The organism is Achromobacter sp. UMC71 (assembly GCF_014170305.1).
In the GTDB taxonomy this organism is placed as follows: domain Bacteria; phylum Pseudomonadota; class Gammaproteobacteria; order Burkholderiales; family Burkholderiaceae_B; genus Achromobacter.
On the sequence record NZ_LZZT01000045.1, the window covers coordinates 11,628 to 26,145 of the forward strand.

Genomic DNA, 14,518 nt, shown 5'->3' on the forward strand with positions numbered 1-14,518 from the left:
ATCTGGCAGACCACCGCCCTGAAACCATTCAGCGATCGATAGAGTGATACGTTGAAACAGTTTTATAGCCCATTGGCCAGATCTGGAGGGTACCGAACATTACCGCATCGGAAGGAATGCAAGCAGTTTTTTGGGGACAGATACCAGTATCACCTCGTGTCTGAATTCGCGCCCCTCCCTCATTTGCACAGGTGATCGCAAACCAGATCTTCGTTACGCCGATCAAGCACACATTGGAGTTTGCTAGCCACGAACGACAAGTCTGCCCTGGGCAGGGACTTACAGCTTTCCAGAACTGCAATCAGACTTCTGAGCGCAAGCTCCACAGCAAAGTGGCCGACAGCACCGAGCCCACACTCAACGGCTTCCTGCAGTGCGGGGACCAACGCTGCATCTGCACGCAATCCGATGTTGGACCGTATATACCTTTCATCCAGGTGTGTCGCATAACGCGCAACGCGCGCAGTGGCGACCAAAATCGACTGCCATAGCGCGGCTTCATGTGGGACCACACCAGACGAGCAGGCAAAGTGACGTTGCAGCGCAGTCACACAGTGCAGCAACGATTGCAGCGACTCGCCCGGCACTGCCGCATATTCTTGCGCGTCTTCAGCATAAGAGATCGCAAATTCTGAGGTTTCATGCCTTCTCGGCACGATCGGGGTATGACGTCCAATCTTTTCCATCAGCGTCTTCGCCCGAGGAGCACGATTCTCTCCTAGCCACTCGATCACCCGGGGGAAAAGTTGGTCAAAGAGCCAATCATGCGTATAAGTCGCATCCCAAACGCGTCGCGGATCCAGCGTATCCGGCTCACCGATACGCAAGTCGATGCGGCTCCAGCCGATCAGCACATGTCGTCCGCCGGTCGTCCACATTGTTCCGTTGTTATAGGCATACAGAATCGCGTGATAGCCTGGATCAAACAACGTCGAACTCGAGTCCGAATAGACCTTCAGGTGGTGGTGTGCAGTGTCGAAAATATGCCATACGCTGTCCCCATCGCCTGCTCTATGGGCTCGGGCAAAAGCCAACGTGCTGGACCAAAAGTCCCTGTCGACCGAAGCCAGGGCATAGACCGGTCTGATCGACGCGGACGGAATTCGGTCAAATGGCAGGCATCTCCAATGATGAATCGCTGCACGAGCGCAATCGATAAGCAGTGCCCATCCTTGAGTGAACACCCAATCCAGATTCAAGACCTCTTCTTTTTCAAGCATGAATCGTGCGGAATGGGCTAGAAAGACGTAATTGCCGCTACCGTCCGCACAGTCGACCGCATAAGGCCTTTCTTCCGTTGGCTCTGCATGAGATCGCCATTGGCACCACCGGACGATCTCTGACGCGCTCAACTGGATCGACACTCCGCGCAGATCGCTACGCGCAAACGACACAACGGAAGTGACGCTCGGCTCATCCAGCGCCGGCATCATGATCTCGCAACGAACCGTCACGTTCTCTATCGCGACGAGCCGTCCGTGCTCACCAACATACCGACGACGGAAGGACTTGGCTTCAGGCGGAGAAAATTCGGAGGGACCTGGCACGCAGAATCGCTTGGCTGCTGCCTCGCCAAACATGTCCACAACAATTTCACGCCGACGCTTCAGCCATTCCTGAATACGGGCGCCGTGCATCAACTCCGAACCTATGCCCCGCTCACCAAGACACTCCGCGATGGAAATCCACTCGTCCAGCAGGCCTGTATCCTGTTCAACGAGAAAGGTGGTGCACAGCACGTAACGCTTGGCCCGGCTTGCATGCTTGCCATTCAGGAACTTTTCCACCCATTTCGTCATGTCGCCCTTCGAAATGGACTGCACCCTCTTTGCCTCATACACATCGTGGCGATTACCACTCGGGTCCAGAACGATTACGTCGATGCCGCCCTGGGTTGAACCCCTTCCACCATAACGATAGGCCTGCATTTCATCGCGCATGCCTTGGGCCGCAATACGGTAGATCAACCTTTCGAAGTTATCCGGAGAGAGGTGACCATGCAGTGGCAGCGCCTCGATCTGCGCATCCAACCATGGAGTGTCAAGCGCGGTAATCGGCCCCTTCAAGTCGTCGATATTGACGCGATCTCCGGGCAGGTCTTCTTCGTGCATAGAGATTCCTGGACACATGCGCGACATTGCGCATGGCCTTTATACCGGAAAGAATCCCGGCTCCGTCTTTCCCGCGCCGAACGGCTGCCAACATGGGAAAAACGCGTCCGCTGCCTGGGCACTCCGCCCACGCGCCGTCAACGATTCAGCGTCTCCAGCACCCGCAACGCCAACCGCACGCGCGCCTCATTGGGATAATTACGGTTCGCCAGGATCACAATGCCCAGCTTGCGCGACGGCACGAACGCCACGTAGGCGCCAAAGCCGTTGGTCGCGCCGGTCTTGTTGATCCACACCGCCTCCTGCGGCGCGCTCGGCGGCTGCAAGGCCTGCACCGGCAAAGTCTCGAACGCCACCTTGGCCGAGTTGCCGGCCACCAGGTCATCCACCGATACCGGGTAGCGGTATTGCTCCCAGATCAGGTCCTGCGTCATCGCGCCCAGTTGGTAATAGCCCGTGTGCGTAGCGGCGATGGCGCGCTGGACGTCGGCCTCCGCGGGCGCCACGCCCAGGTTCACCTCGACAAAGCGGATCATGTCGCGGGCGGTCGATTTCACGCCATAGGCCTCGTCCGCCAGCACGCCCGGATTCACCCGCACCGGCGCGTTCTGCTTGTTGTAGCCCCAGGCGTAGTCCGGCATTTTTTCAGGCGGCACGTTCAGGTAGGTGGCGCGCAGCCCCAGCTTGGGAAACAGCCCCTGCTCCATTGCCGTCACGTACGGCTGGCCCAGGCTGCGCGCCGCCGCCACGCCCAGCATGCCGATGCTGGGATTGGCGTAGGTGCGGTGCGTGCCGGGCGCGTATTGCGGCGTCCAGGCCTTCAGATAGGCCATCAACTGGGCCGTGTCCTGCACCGCGTCCGGCACCTGCAAGGGAAAGCCCCCAGCCGTGTGCGTGGCCAGGTTGATCAGTGTCGTCCTGGCAAACGCGCTGCCTTGCACTTCGGGCACGTACTTGGCGGGGCTGTCGCGCAACGACAGTTTGCCCGTGGCCTGCGCATACCCCGCCAGCGTCACGGTGAAGGTCTTGCTGATCGAGCCCAGCTCGAACAGCGTGTCGGGCGATACCGGCTTACGCGGTGCGCGAGAGGCGTCGCCGTAGTTGAAAAAACGCTGCTCGCCGTTGCGGGTGACGGCAATCGCCATACCGGGAATGTCGTATTGGCGCATGACCTCGAGCACGGCGGCATTGACGGCGTCGTCGGCGGGCGCAAGGGCCCTGGGCGCATTCGCCGCAGGTGCGTGCGGCGCTGCTTGGGCGGTGGCCCTGGCGTCGGCGGCAGCGGCCGGCCCCGCGCAGGCGGCCCAGGCCAGCAGCAACCACGGCGCGCGGAATCTCTTCAGTAAACGCATGCAATGCTTCCTATCGCGTAACACCGGCGAGCGCCGGCCAGATCGCGCCAAGTGTAGGCCGAAATCGCTTCGACCTAGTACTAACCCTAAGTCTCGCCATGCCGGAATTTTGGCTATTCTTTCCCGGTCGATTCAAAACCCCGCAGAAGAGACTCGCCCACCGTGGCGGGCGCCGACGGAGCAACCGCCCCGGAAACTCTCAGGCAACAGGACTGCGTGGTGTAGACAATCTGGAGAGAGGCGCTAGCGCGCCCACCGAAGGGGATCCCGCAGCGCACGCCGCCCGGGTGAAGCTCTCAGGTACCAAGACAGATGGGGTGCTGCTGCCGGTTGGCCGCAGCCACGCTATCTGGAGCCACCATGCCCCGCATCGCCATCATCGGCGCCGGTATCACCGGCGTCACGTCCGCGTACGCCTTGAGCAAACTGGGTTACGACGTCACGGTCTACGACCGCCAGCGCTATCCCGCCATGGAAACGTCCTATGCCAATGGCGGCCAGTTGTCCGCCAGCAACGCCGAAGTCTGGAACAGCGCCGCCACCGTCATGAAGGGCCTGCGCTGGCTGGGACGCCGTAACGCGCCGCTGCTGCTGAATCCGCGCTTCTCATGGCACAAGTATTCGTGGCTGGCCCAGTTCATGGGGCAGATCCGCAACTACCGCCAGAACACCATTGCCACCACCCGCCTGGCCATCGAGGCGCGCCAGCACCTGTACGCCATGGCCGAGGCGGAAGGCATCGACTTTGACCTGGAACGCCGCGGCATCCTGCACATCTACCACGACGCCGCCAGCTTCGAGGCCGCGCGCCGCGCCAACGTGCTGCTGCGCGAAGGCGGCCTGGAGCGTCACGCCGTCACGCCCGAAGAAGCCCGCGCCATCGAGCCAGCCTTGCAGACGGCCTGCCACGGCGGCTTCTACACGCCGTCCGACGCCACCGGCGACATCCATAAATTCACCAGCGGCCTGGCCCGCGCTTGCGTGCGGCTGGGCGTGCGCTTCGAGCAGGACGCCGACATCCGCCACATCAGCCGCGACGGCCTGCCGCACGTGCTGGACATCGCCCGCGAAGACGGCGCGCGGCGCGAGCAACACGAGGCCAGCGCCATCGTGATCTGCGCTGGCGCCGCCAGCCGCCAGTTCGCGCGCCAGTTGGGCGACACGCTGAACATCTACCCGGTCAAGGGCTACTCCATCAGCGTGCACCTGGACGAGGCCGACAGCCGCGCCGCCGCTCCCACCGTCAGCCTGCTGGACGAAGCCGCCAAGATCGTCACCAGCCGCCTGGGCGACCGCTTCCGCGTAGCCGGTACCGCCGAGTTCAACGGCTTCAACATGGACATCCGCGCCGAACGCATCCAGCCGCTGGTGGACTGGACCCGCAGGCACTTCCCCGGCGTGCGCACGTCACGCGTGGTGCCCTGGTGCGGCCTGCGCCCCATGACTCCCAACATGATGCCGCGCGTCGGGCCGGGCAAGCGGCCCGGGGTGTTCTACAACACCGGGCACGGGCACCTGGGGTGGACCTTGTCGGCGGCCACGGCGCAGATGTTGGCGGCCAGTGTGCGCGAAAGCGTGGCGGTGGCTTGAGCACAAGCTGCCTGCCACTCACGGTCTCGCGAGGGCATGACGGGTTGAGCAATGGCAGCGGTCAGATCGCCATTGCCACCGCCTACTGCGCCTTACCGCGCCAGCAACTGCGGCACGGACGACGCCAGCAACGTCAGCCCCGAACAGGTCAGCAGCCCCAGCACCGTGCGCCGGAACGCGACCTCGGAAATGCCGATGTACAGGCGGGTGCCCAGCAGCGTGGGGATCAGCATCGCCGGGGCCACCACCGCGAACATGGGGGCCATGTCGCGGGTGACGATGCCGGTGGCCAGGTAGGTGGCCATCGTCACCGACAGCATTGCCAGGTTGAAGTTCTGGATCACGGCGCGCTGCGTGTCCTTGTCGAAGCCGCGCAGCGTGCACCATAGCGTGGGCACGCTGCCCGAGAAGCCGCCGATGCCGCCCAGCACGCCGCCTACCATCCCCACCGCACCGTCACCGAGCCGGTTGCCGCCGATGCGCGGCAACCGCTGCGACATCAGCATCACCGGGCACCACAGCGCCAGGAACGCGCCCAGCACGGCCTTGAACCAGTTCATGTCCAGGTACGGCAGCACCAGCACGCCCAGCGGAATGCCGGCAAGCCCACCCGCCAGGAACGGCCACAGCACGTGCCAGTTGAACCCCCGGCGCACCGAGAACACGGCCAGCAGTTGCCCGGTCAGCGCACCGAACACGGCCAGCGCTGCTGCCAGCCGCGGGTCCAGCACCCAGGCCCAGAACGACATGGCGACCATGCCGAACGCAAAGCCCGACAGCCCCTGCACAAACCCTGCCACGGCGGCGCCCAGCGCCACGATCCATACCGCATCCATGCCCTGCCTCTCCGTCTTGTTGGGGCCGGTTATGGCCTCTTCATGTCATGACCGGGGATTCTAGGCAGGTGGCGCCCGCGAGTCATTTGAAGTGCTGATGAGGGAATAGGTTTTCGGTAATGATGCCCTGACAGGCACCTGTCCGGGCGGCTAGCCTTCCAGGACTTCGTAGAACCGTTCGGCCTCGCCCGCATCGCCCAGCACGGCGGTCAACTCGCGGATCGCCGCGGCGCGGTACGCCGGCTTGATCACCCAGTCGTCATCGCGCAGGTCCTCGTCCGCGTCCAGGTAGACCTGGCCCACCGCGGCCAACGCGGCGGCCAGCGTCCACAGGTCAGGCGCCAATTCATCGGGTTCCCATTTGCCGGTGCCATGCATCGCATACAGGATGCGGCCGCTGGCGGTGTCCAGGATGAACGGATCGGCGTTCAGGTCCGCGACCACCAGCCAGTTGTCCTGCCAGTCCGGCACGCGCTGGCCGTTCGAGGCATCCCAGCGGTAGCCCGCCTGCAAGTCCCACAAGCGGCGCAGGGCAGGAAAGCACACATGGGTTTCGGACAGCGTGACGCCGACCGGGCCGATATGCGCATGATACGTTTCGCCCCACGGGCCGATCCGGGCGTAGAAATCCGCCACCACATCCGGCAGCGCCATCTCGCCGCGCCATTCTTCGGGGCCTTGCGGGCGCAGCTCGCCAAAGCGGGCGTAGCGGTCTCGTAGCTGTTCGATGGAAATCATGGGTCGCGGCCGGCCAGGTCAGAGGTAGATCGTGCCGCGCAGGTACAACGCCGCCCGTCCGCTGATGATGACGCGGCCATTGCCCGGCAGCTCGCATTGCAGTTGCCCCTTGCGGGCGCCGCCCTGTTCCGCCGTCAGCGTCGTCTTGCCCAGGCGCTCGGCCCAGTACGGCGTCAGCGAGGTGTGGGCCGAGCCGGTGACAGGGTCCTCGTTGACCCCCACTCGCGGGCCGAACCAGCGCGACACGAAGTCGTAGCGGGTGGACGGCGCCGTCACGGCCACGCCGCGCACATCGAAGGCCGCCAGCGCGGCGAAGTCCGGCTTGATGCCATCGATCAGGGTTTCGTCGTCGATCACCAGCAGGTAATCATCGGTGCGGTACAGCGCGCGGGCCTCTTTCAGGCCCAGCGCTTGCAGCAACGCAGCCGGGATCGTCTCGGCGACGGGCTGCTTGACGGGAAAATCCATCGCCAGCGACGAGCCGGCGCGGCGCACCAGCAGTTCGCCGCTGCGAGTGGCAAAGCGCAGCTGGTCGTCCTCCACGCCCAGTTGTTCGAACAGCACCCAGGCCGTCGCCAACGTCGCGTGACCACACAGGTCGACCTCGACGGCGGGCGTGAACCAGCGCAGTTCATACCCATCGCCCTGGCGCACGAAGTAAGCGGTTTCCGACAGGTTGTTTTCTTCGGCGATGCGCTGCAGCGTGGCATCGGGCAACCAGACGTCCAGCGGCACCACGGCGGCGGGGTTGCCGCCGAACGGGGTGGCGGTGAAGGCGTCTACTTGGTAGAGGTCGAGTTGGGGCATGGGGGATCCTGTGTCATACGCGATGAGGCAAACGGTATTTTGCTACAAGGCGGCCGGCGAACTATTGCGGGCCGCTTTTGACATGGCCATCGCACTGGAAGGCCGCCGCGCGACGCCGCGTCATGGGCGGCGGATCAGGAGTTTTCCCCGCACTCGATTTTCCCCCGCCGACCCGATATGATGACCCTTCTTTCAAGACGCCCTCCCGGTCCGCCGGGGGGGCGTTTCTTTTGGCTTTTTCCAACCCAGAAGGAACGACTTGAAATGACACCTCCCACCTGCTCCACGCACACCGCACCGGCCCATGCTAGCGGCGCTCCCCGCTCGTGCGGCCGGCACAGGCGCAGGCCTTCGTCACCGCGCCTTGACGCTCACACCGCGTCGGGCGGCACCGCCCCGCGCAACAGCGCCCCCACCCGCTCCAGCTCGGCCTCCTGCCGCGTGCTGTAGCCGATGACCACGCCGGGCGGCAACTGCACGCGCAGGCAGAAGTCGGCCACCGACAGGATGCCGATGCCCTGCGCCTCGGCCCGCCGCAGCAGGTCTGGCAGATCCACGCCCGGTGGCAACCACCACACCAGGTGAAAGCCGGCCTGCTCACCGCTGACCCGCAACGGCGCAGGACCCGCGGCCTGGCGCAGCAACCGCATCAACTGGTCGCGCCGCGCGGCGTAGATGGGCCGGGCACGGCGCACGTGGCGCGCGAAGCTGCCGTCCTGCAGGAACGCGGCCAGCGTCATCTGCTCGATGATGCTGTTGGAGCGCCCGGTGGTGTGCCGCGCGCGGGTGAAGGCCGCCACCAGCGGCCGCGGCAGGACCGCATAGCCAATGCGCAGCGCGTTGAACAGGGTCTTGTTGAAGCTGCCGCAGTGGATCACGCGGTCGCCGCTGTCCAGGCTTTTCAGGGCCGCGAGCGGCGCGCCGTCGTAGTTGAATTCGCTGTCGTAGTCGTCTTCCAGGATCCAGCAGCCGGTCTGCGCGGCCCAGTCCAGCAGCTCCAGGCGGCGCGACACCGGCATGGTGACGCCGGTGGGCGACTGATGCGCAGGGGTCACGTGCACCAGCTTGACGCCGTGCTGACGCCGCGCGCGCGCCACCGAAAAGCCCTGTTCGTCGATGGCGATGGGCGTGATGCGGCGCGTGTATTGGCTGAACAGCGGCACCGCGTTGAGATAGCCGGGGTCTTCGACCAGCACCTTGTCCGCGCGCGACAGCAACACACGGGCGCTGAGGTCGATGCCGTCGCGGATGCCGGTCAACACCACCACCTGGCTGGCGTCGCAGGCGATGCCGCGCGCCGCGCCCAGATAACGCGCGATCTGCTCGCGCAGCGGCAGCCAGCCCTGCGATTCCTCGTTGGTCAGCTGCGACGGCGACACCCGCTGGGCGCTGGCCATCAAGCCCTTGCGCCAGGCCCCCATGGGAAATAGCGAGGCGTCGGCGCTGCGGGCCGTGAACGGCGGCTCCGACCGCGGCGCCGGCACGGGTGGCAGGCCCGCCACCGGCAAGACGCGAACGGAGGGCCCCTCTGCCATGCCCGAATGCCGGCCGCCTTCTCCCGGTAACCCATCGCGAAAGAAGTTGTCCGGTATTACCGCCTGGACATAGGTGCCCGACCCGACCGTGCCCGCCGTGTAGCCTTCGCTGCGCAGTTGATCGTAGGCGGCCTCGACGGTGGACCGGGCGATGTGCCAGCGCGCAGCGAGGCTGCGGGTGGACGGCAGCCGCCCGCCCGAGGGCAGCACGCCTTTCAAGATGCGTTCGCGGATCTGCCGGTAGACCCAGGACTGCCTGGATTCGCCCTCGCGCGGCGGATCCAGCGGCAAATCCAGGCTGGCTTCCTGGCGAAGTGGCTTGGTCTGGATCATGAAAATGGCCCTAGCTGACCGAGCCATTGTATCGCTACATTGCACGCCATGCGCCCCGCTTTCGGGGCATGTCCACGGAAACGCGCCATGACTACGCCCCTGTACACCATCACCCTCGACGCCGGCCACTTCACCACGGACGGTACCCAGTCCATCCTGGAGGCCGCACTGGCCCAGGGCGTGGCCGTGCCCTTTTCCTGTCAGCGCGGCGAGTGCGGTTCATGCCGGGCCACGGTGGTCGACGGCTGCCATGAGCACATAACGCCGCCCACCGAAAGGTCCTACGTCACCGCCAAGAATGAGCTGCTGATGTGCCAGTGCCGCGCGGCGAGCGACCTGGCGCTGCGCTTCCCGCACTGGCACGCCCCCGTCCATGCATCGCAGCGCCGCCAGGCCACCGTGCTGTCGCGCGTGCCGCTGACAGACGATGTGACGCAGTTGATCGTCCAGGTGGACGGCGAGGCCCCATTTGCCTGGCAGCCTGGGCAACACGTCGAATTCCTGGTGGAAGACGGTAGCCGACGGCCGTTTTCCATCGCCAGCTTGCCGGTCGCCGCGGGTCCGGCGCAGTTGGAATTCCAGATCCGCCGCATGCCGGGCGGCGGCTTCACCGAACGTCTGCTGCCGCGCCTGATGCCCGGCGACACGCTGTCGCTGGAGGGGCCGTTGGGTGCATGCACCTGGCCCGCCGAGGGGTGGACGGATGACGTCGAGCACCTTGTGCTGCTGGCCACGGGCACCGGCTACGCCGGGGTCTATCCCATCTTGATGGCTGCGCTGCAAAGCGGGCAGTTCAAGACCGTGACGCTGTATTGGGGCGGCCGGACGGCGGACGATTGCTATGCCGCGCCCATGCTGAACGCGCTGCTGGGCAAGGGCAGCGGCTTTCAATGGCAGGCGGTACTGCCGCACGATGCCCCGGGCCAGCCAGGCGGAACGCAGACTACCGATGCGGCAACGCCTGCGGACGCGGCTACAGCCCCCCCGCGGCAAGCCTACGTGCAGGACCACGCTGCCGCCGCGGACCATGACTGGGACCGCACGGTCGTCTACGCCTGCGGCAACCCCGCCATGGTGCGCGCGGCCCGCGAACGGCTGCGCTTGGCAGGCCTACCCGACGATCGCTTCCTGTCCGAATCCTTCCTGCCCGCCACCGGCGCGGGGTCCATCGCCGTCCCCGCCCCGGCTCACCCCTGGGAACGGGTCGGGCAACGCTTCACCATGGACGGCATCCTGAGCGCGCGCCGTCGTTCGCTGACGGCAGTGCGCGAGATCGCCGCGCTGATGCGGCCCGGCATGACCACGCGCGAAGCCATCACCGCGGCCGACGAGCACCTGCGGCGCATGGGCGCGTCGCACAACTGGCACCCCACCTACGTGCGGTTCGGCGCCGACACGCAATCGCCGTCCATACAGCCCACGGATTTCCAGCGCCGGCTACGGGAAGAAGACGTGTTCGTGGTGGATATCGGGCCGGTCTGGGACGGCTACGAAGGCGACTATGGCGACACGTTCGTGCTGGGCGCCGACGCCGACCGCCAGCGCTGCGCCGAGGCCGCGCGCCAAGTGTTCCACAGCACCCGCGAAGCCTGGCTGCAGGGCCTGAGCGGCGCCGCCCTGTATGACCGCGCCGAAGCATTCGCGCGCGAGCATGGCTGCGAGCTGGTGCGCGAGCTCCCGGGACACCGGGTGGCGGATTTTCCGCATGCGCTGTACGGCAAGCACAAGCTGGCCGACGCGGATTTCGTTCCCGCCGACGGCATCTGGGTGCTGGAGATCCAGGTGCGCGACCGCACGCTGCCGATCGGTGCGTTCTACGAGGATGTGCTGCTGCGTTAATCGCGCTGCCTATCCGTCCAGAAGCGCCGGCGGGATGTGCTGCTGCACAGAGCCCGTCAGCGGCCCCGGCCCCACGACGTCATGCCGACGGCTTCACCCGCGCCTGGTGCAGCGCCCTGACCTGCTGCGCCAGTTCCTCGTCCGGCCCATCCACCGGAGTATCGGTAATGACGTCGGTGATGCGCAGCGCCTTCACCCGAGGCGCGGGCAAACCCAGTTCCTGCATCCACTGGCTCAATTGCGGCGTGGAGCTGGCGTAGACGATGCGGCCCAGCCCGACCCAGCCGTGCGCCGCGGCGCACATGGCGCAGTGTTCGCCCGAGGTGTAGACGGTGCTGGCGGCGCGGTCGGCGGGCGCCAGGTTGGCGGCGGCCCAGCGGGCGATCTCGAATTCGGGGTGGCGCGTGTGGTCGCCCCCGGCCACGTGGTTGCAATCTTCGAACAGCACCTGGCCGCCGGACGACACCAGGATAGAGCCGAAAGGCTCATCGCCCTGTGCCAGCGCCTGCCTGGCCAGCTCGACGCAGCGCGCCAGGTAGTGCTTGTCTTGTTGGGTAATCATGCGAAGGCTCCTTTTAGTGTTAACAGACCCTAGGGTTTGTCCTGATCCTGACCGTGTCGATTTGCGGGACGCTGGTGCGTCGTGCCAGTACATCCCCCCATTTCCCTACAAGGCGAAATCACCATGACGACAGGAACCGTAACCTTGCACCGCGTGCTGCGCGCCGCCCCCGACCGCATCTACCGCGCCTTTCTCGAGCCCGACGCCGTCGCGCGCTGGCTGCCGCCGTATGGCTTTACCTGCCAGGTCCACGAGCTGGACGCCAAGGTGGGCGGCTCGCACCGGATGTCGTTCCGCAATTTCGGCACCGGCCATAGCCACGACTTCGGCGGCAAGTACCTGGAACTGGTGCCGAACGAGAAGATCCAGTACACGGACGCGTTCGACGATCCTAACCTGCCGGGGCAGATGCGGACCACGATCACGCTGCGTAAAGTGTCCTGCGGCACGGAGATGACCGTGGTGCAGGAGAACATCCCGGCCGTGATCCCGACCGAGATGTGCTACCTGGGCTGGCAGGAATCCCTGGCCCAGCTGATGCGGCTGGTGGAACCGCAGATTCCGGACTGAATCAGCCCTCGCGTTCGGCCAGCGCTTCCAGCATTTCGGCCGACGGCGCAAAGAACAGCCCGCCGGTGACGGCGCGGCTGTAGTCCAGCAAACGGTCGTAGTTGCCGGCGGGCCGGCCGACGAACATGTTTTCCAGCATCTGCTCGATCGGCGCGGGCGAACGCGCGTAGCCGATGAAGTAGGTGCCGAATTCGCCCGAGCCCGGGCGGCCGAACGGCATGTTGTCGCGCAGGATCTTGACCTCTTGGCCGCCCTCGTCCAGCGTGGTCAGCGAGCTGTGCGAGTACGACGGCTTGACGTCGTCGGCCAGTTCGACGTTGGTCAGCTTGCGCCGGCCGATGATGAGTTCCTGCTGTTCGGTGGACAGCCCCTCCCAGGCGGTCATGTCGTGCAGGTACTTCTGCACCAGCACGTAGCTGCCGCCGGCGAATGGCGCGTCTTCGTCGCCGATCAGGGTGAAGTCGGCCAGCTCGAAGCCCTGCGGGTTTTCGGTGCCGTCGACAAAGCCGATGATGGCGCGCCGGTCGAAATAGCGAAAGCCGTGCACTTCATCAACCACTTTGGCCGCCGACCCCAGGCCGGCCACCAATAGCGTGGCCAGCTCGAAACAGGCGTCCATGGATTCGGCGCGGATGTGCAGCAGGATGTCGCCCGGCGTCGACACGGCGACACGCTCGCCGCTGCCGAACTCGCGGAACGGATGCAGCGAGGCCGGACGGGGTGCGCCGAACAGGGTGTCCCAGGCGGCCGAGCCGAAGCCGCAGATACAGGACAGGTCGGCGGCGATGGCGCGGGTGCCGACCGTGCGGGTCAACGCGGCGACGTCTTCGCACCAGGCGCGCACCGTGGCGGCGTTTTCGGCGCCGGGATTCAGCGTAGCGACCAGGAAGATCGCGTAGCGGGCATTGGGGCTGAGGACGGCTTGCGGTTCGACGGGTTTTTCGGGCATGGGATTCTGCGGTAGCGGGTAGCGGCCAGGAGAACAAACGGGGCCAGGCAAGGAAAAGGCGTTTGAAATATAGCGCATGGCGGCCCGCCGCGATCCGGGACAGCGGCAACTGTCTCCGAACTGTCATGGTTTGGCGTCACCATCGCGCATCATGACGACCCCAGCGGCAGCGGCCGACTACCAATCCGACATTTCCGGCCTGATCTGCGCATTCCGGTTCGCCGCAGGCGGCGCCGCCGCCGAAATCGCGCCGCCGGCGGTCGCGGACCTGCTTGAACGCCGCGCCAGCGAAGCGCCGGGTGAGGCCCCGGAAGACGGCGCTTTCGTCTGGCTGCACCTGAACCTGTCCCAGGCCGGCTGCGTGCGCTGGCTGCAGGCCCACCTGGATCTGCCAGACACTTTCATCGCCATGCTCGGCGATGACGCCCATTCGACCCGCATCGAGCAGCAGGAAGGCGCGCTGGTGGCGGTCTTCAATGACGTCATCTTCGACTTCGACCGCACCCCTGCCCAGGTATCGACGCTGTGGGTCTGCGCCCACCGCCAACTGCTGGTCACGCTGCGCCGCAAGCCGCTGCGGTCGCTGGACCGGCTGCGCGAGCACGTGCGCCGCGGCGAGCCGTTCCAGTCGCCCGCCGAACTGCTGGCGCACCTGATGCGCGACCAGGCCGACCTGATGATGGAGATCGTGCGCAAGGCCAGCGTGGACGTGGACGGCATCGAAGACCATTTCCTGGCTTCGCGCGGCGGCCCAGGCCGCCTGGATCTCGCGGCCACGCGCCGGGTACTGGTGCGCCTGCAACGCACGCTGGCCCCGGAGCCCGGCTCGGTGTTCCGCCTGCTGGCTCGCCCGCCAGCCTGGCTGCGCCCGCGCGATGTGCAGGAGTTGCGCGAATCCACCGAGGAATTCTCGGTGGTGCTGGGCGACATGGCCGGGCTGGTCGAACGCATCAAGCTGCTGCAGGAAGAGATGACGGCGCGGCTGGACGAACAGAACAACCGAACGCTGTTCACGTTGACGCTGGTGACGGTGCTGGCGCTGCCCATCAACATCATGGCCGGCCTGTTCGGGATGAACGTGGGCGGCATTCCGCTGTCGGACGACCACCACGGCTTCTGGATCATCTGCCTGCTGGTCGCGGCGTTCACGGCGCTGGTGGCGTGGTGGGCATTCCGCCGGCGGCGCGGCGGGGGCTGACGCGTCCGCCGACTCGGGCATCCGGCCGCCCCAGTCCGCCTCCATCAGCCCTTGCGCGGCGTCGCTGCTGCGGCGCAAAAAACGCAATCATTTGCTAC

The 14,518-nt window shown here is 65.9% G+C and carries 12 protein-coding genes and 2 riboswitches; of the genes, 4 read left to right on the top strand and 8 right to left on the bottom strand.

What is annotated here, in order from left to right:
• Positions 1–179: 179 nt before the first annotated feature.
• Positions 180–2,111 carry a hypothetical protein gene (locus tag A9974_RS21095; RefSeq protein WP_183006128.1) on the bottom strand — a complete coding sequence of 644 codons (1,932 nt, stop codon included), beginning with the start codon at positions 2,109–2,111 and terminating at the stop codon, positions 180–182.
• A gap of 137 nt (positions 2,112–2,248) precedes the next feature.
• The gene (gene ampC, locus A9974_RS21100; RefSeq protein WP_183006129.1) at positions 2,249–3,463 is read right to left on the bottom strand and encodes a class C beta-lactamase; all 1,215 of its coding nucleotides are present in this window, start codon (positions 3,461–3,463) and stop codon (positions 2,249–2,251) included.
• Between the two features lie 133 nt (positions 3,464–3,596).
• A riboswitch (glycine riboswitch) is annotated at positions 3,597–3,688 on the top strand.
• Position 3,689: 1 nt separating this feature from the next.
• A riboswitch (glycine riboswitch) is annotated at positions 3,690–3,779 on the top strand.
• A 44-nt stretch (positions 3,780–3,823) separates the two neighbouring features.
• Between ampC and A9974_RS21105 the strand changes: the two genes are divergently transcribed.
• Positions 3,824–5,053, top strand: coding sequence for a D-amino acid dehydrogenase (locus A9974_RS21105; protein ID WP_183006130.1), 1,230 nt, complete (start codon positions 3,824–3,826; stop codon positions 5,051–5,053).
• A 92-nt stretch (positions 5,054–5,145) separates the two neighbouring features.
• Here the strand turns inward: A9974_RS21105 and A9974_RS21110 are convergent, their stop codons facing one another.
• The 4 genes from A9974_RS21110 to A9974_RS21125 all read right to left on the bottom strand — a co-directional run bounded on the left by A9974_RS21110 (position 5,146) and on the right by A9974_RS21125 (position 9,302).
• Positions 5,146–5,889, bottom strand: coding sequence for a sulfite exporter TauE/SafE family protein (locus A9974_RS21110; RefSeq protein ID WP_183006131.1), 744 nt, complete (start codon positions 5,887–5,889; stop codon positions 5,146–5,148).
• Between the two features lie 150 nt (positions 5,890–6,039).
• The gene (locus A9974_RS21115) at positions 6,040–6,627 is read right to left on the bottom strand and encodes a hypothetical protein (protein WP_183006132.1); all 588 of its coding nucleotides are present in this window, start codon (positions 6,625–6,627) and stop codon (positions 6,040–6,042) included.
• 18 nt (positions 6,628–6,645) lie between these two features.
• Positions 6,646–7,434 carry a PhzF family phenazine biosynthesis protein gene (locus tag A9974_RS21120; protein ID WP_183006133.1) on the bottom strand — a complete coding sequence of 263 codons (789 nt, stop codon included), beginning with the start codon at positions 7,432–7,434 and terminating at the stop codon, positions 6,646–6,648.
• Between the two features lie 371 nt (positions 7,435–7,805).
• A complete protein-coding gene (locus A9974_RS21125) occupies positions 7,806–9,302 on the bottom strand; it encodes a PLP-dependent aminotransferase family protein (RefSeq protein ID WP_183006134.1) in 1,497 nt (498 codons plus the stop codon).
• A gap of 87 nt (positions 9,303–9,389) precedes the next feature.
• On the opposite strand from A9974_RS21125, the gene A9974_RS21130 reads away from it, so the two are divergent.
• Positions 9,390–11,141 carry an NAD(P)H dependent flavin oxidoreductase family protein gene (locus tag A9974_RS21130; protein WP_183006135.1) on the top strand — a complete coding sequence of 584 codons (1,752 nt, stop codon included), beginning with the start codon at positions 9,390–9,392 and terminating at the stop codon, positions 11,139–11,141.
• Positions 11,142–11,220: 79 nt separating this feature from the next.
• Here the strand turns inward: A9974_RS21130 and A9974_RS21135 are convergent, their stop codons facing one another.
• A complete protein-coding gene (locus A9974_RS21135; protein WP_183006136.1) occupies positions 11,221–11,703 on the bottom strand; it encodes a nucleoside deaminase in 483 nt (160 codons plus the stop codon).
• Positions 11,704–11,826: 123 nt separating this feature from the next.
• On the opposite strand from A9974_RS21135, the gene A9974_RS21140 reads away from it, so the two are divergent.
• Positions 11,827–12,273, top strand: coding sequence for an SRPBCC family protein (locus A9974_RS21140; protein WP_183006137.1), 447 nt, complete (start codon positions 11,827–11,829; stop codon positions 12,271–12,273).
• A 1-nt stretch (position 12,274) separates the two neighbouring features.
• Here the strand turns inward: A9974_RS21140 and A9974_RS21145 are convergent, their stop codons facing one another.
• Complete coding sequence (locus tag A9974_RS21145; protein WP_183006138.1) at positions 12,275–13,222, bottom strand: Dyp-type peroxidase; 948 nt, start codon at positions 13,220–13,222, stop codon at positions 12,275–12,277.
• Between the two features lie 151 nt (positions 13,223–13,373).
• On the opposite strand from A9974_RS21145, the gene A9974_RS21150 reads away from it, so the two are divergent.
• Positions 13,374–14,420, top strand: a complete 1,047-nt coding sequence (locus A9974_RS21150; RefSeq protein WP_183006139.1) for a transporter — start codon at positions 13,374–13,376, stop codon at positions 14,418–14,420.
• Positions 14,421–14,518: the final 98 nt, after the last annotated feature.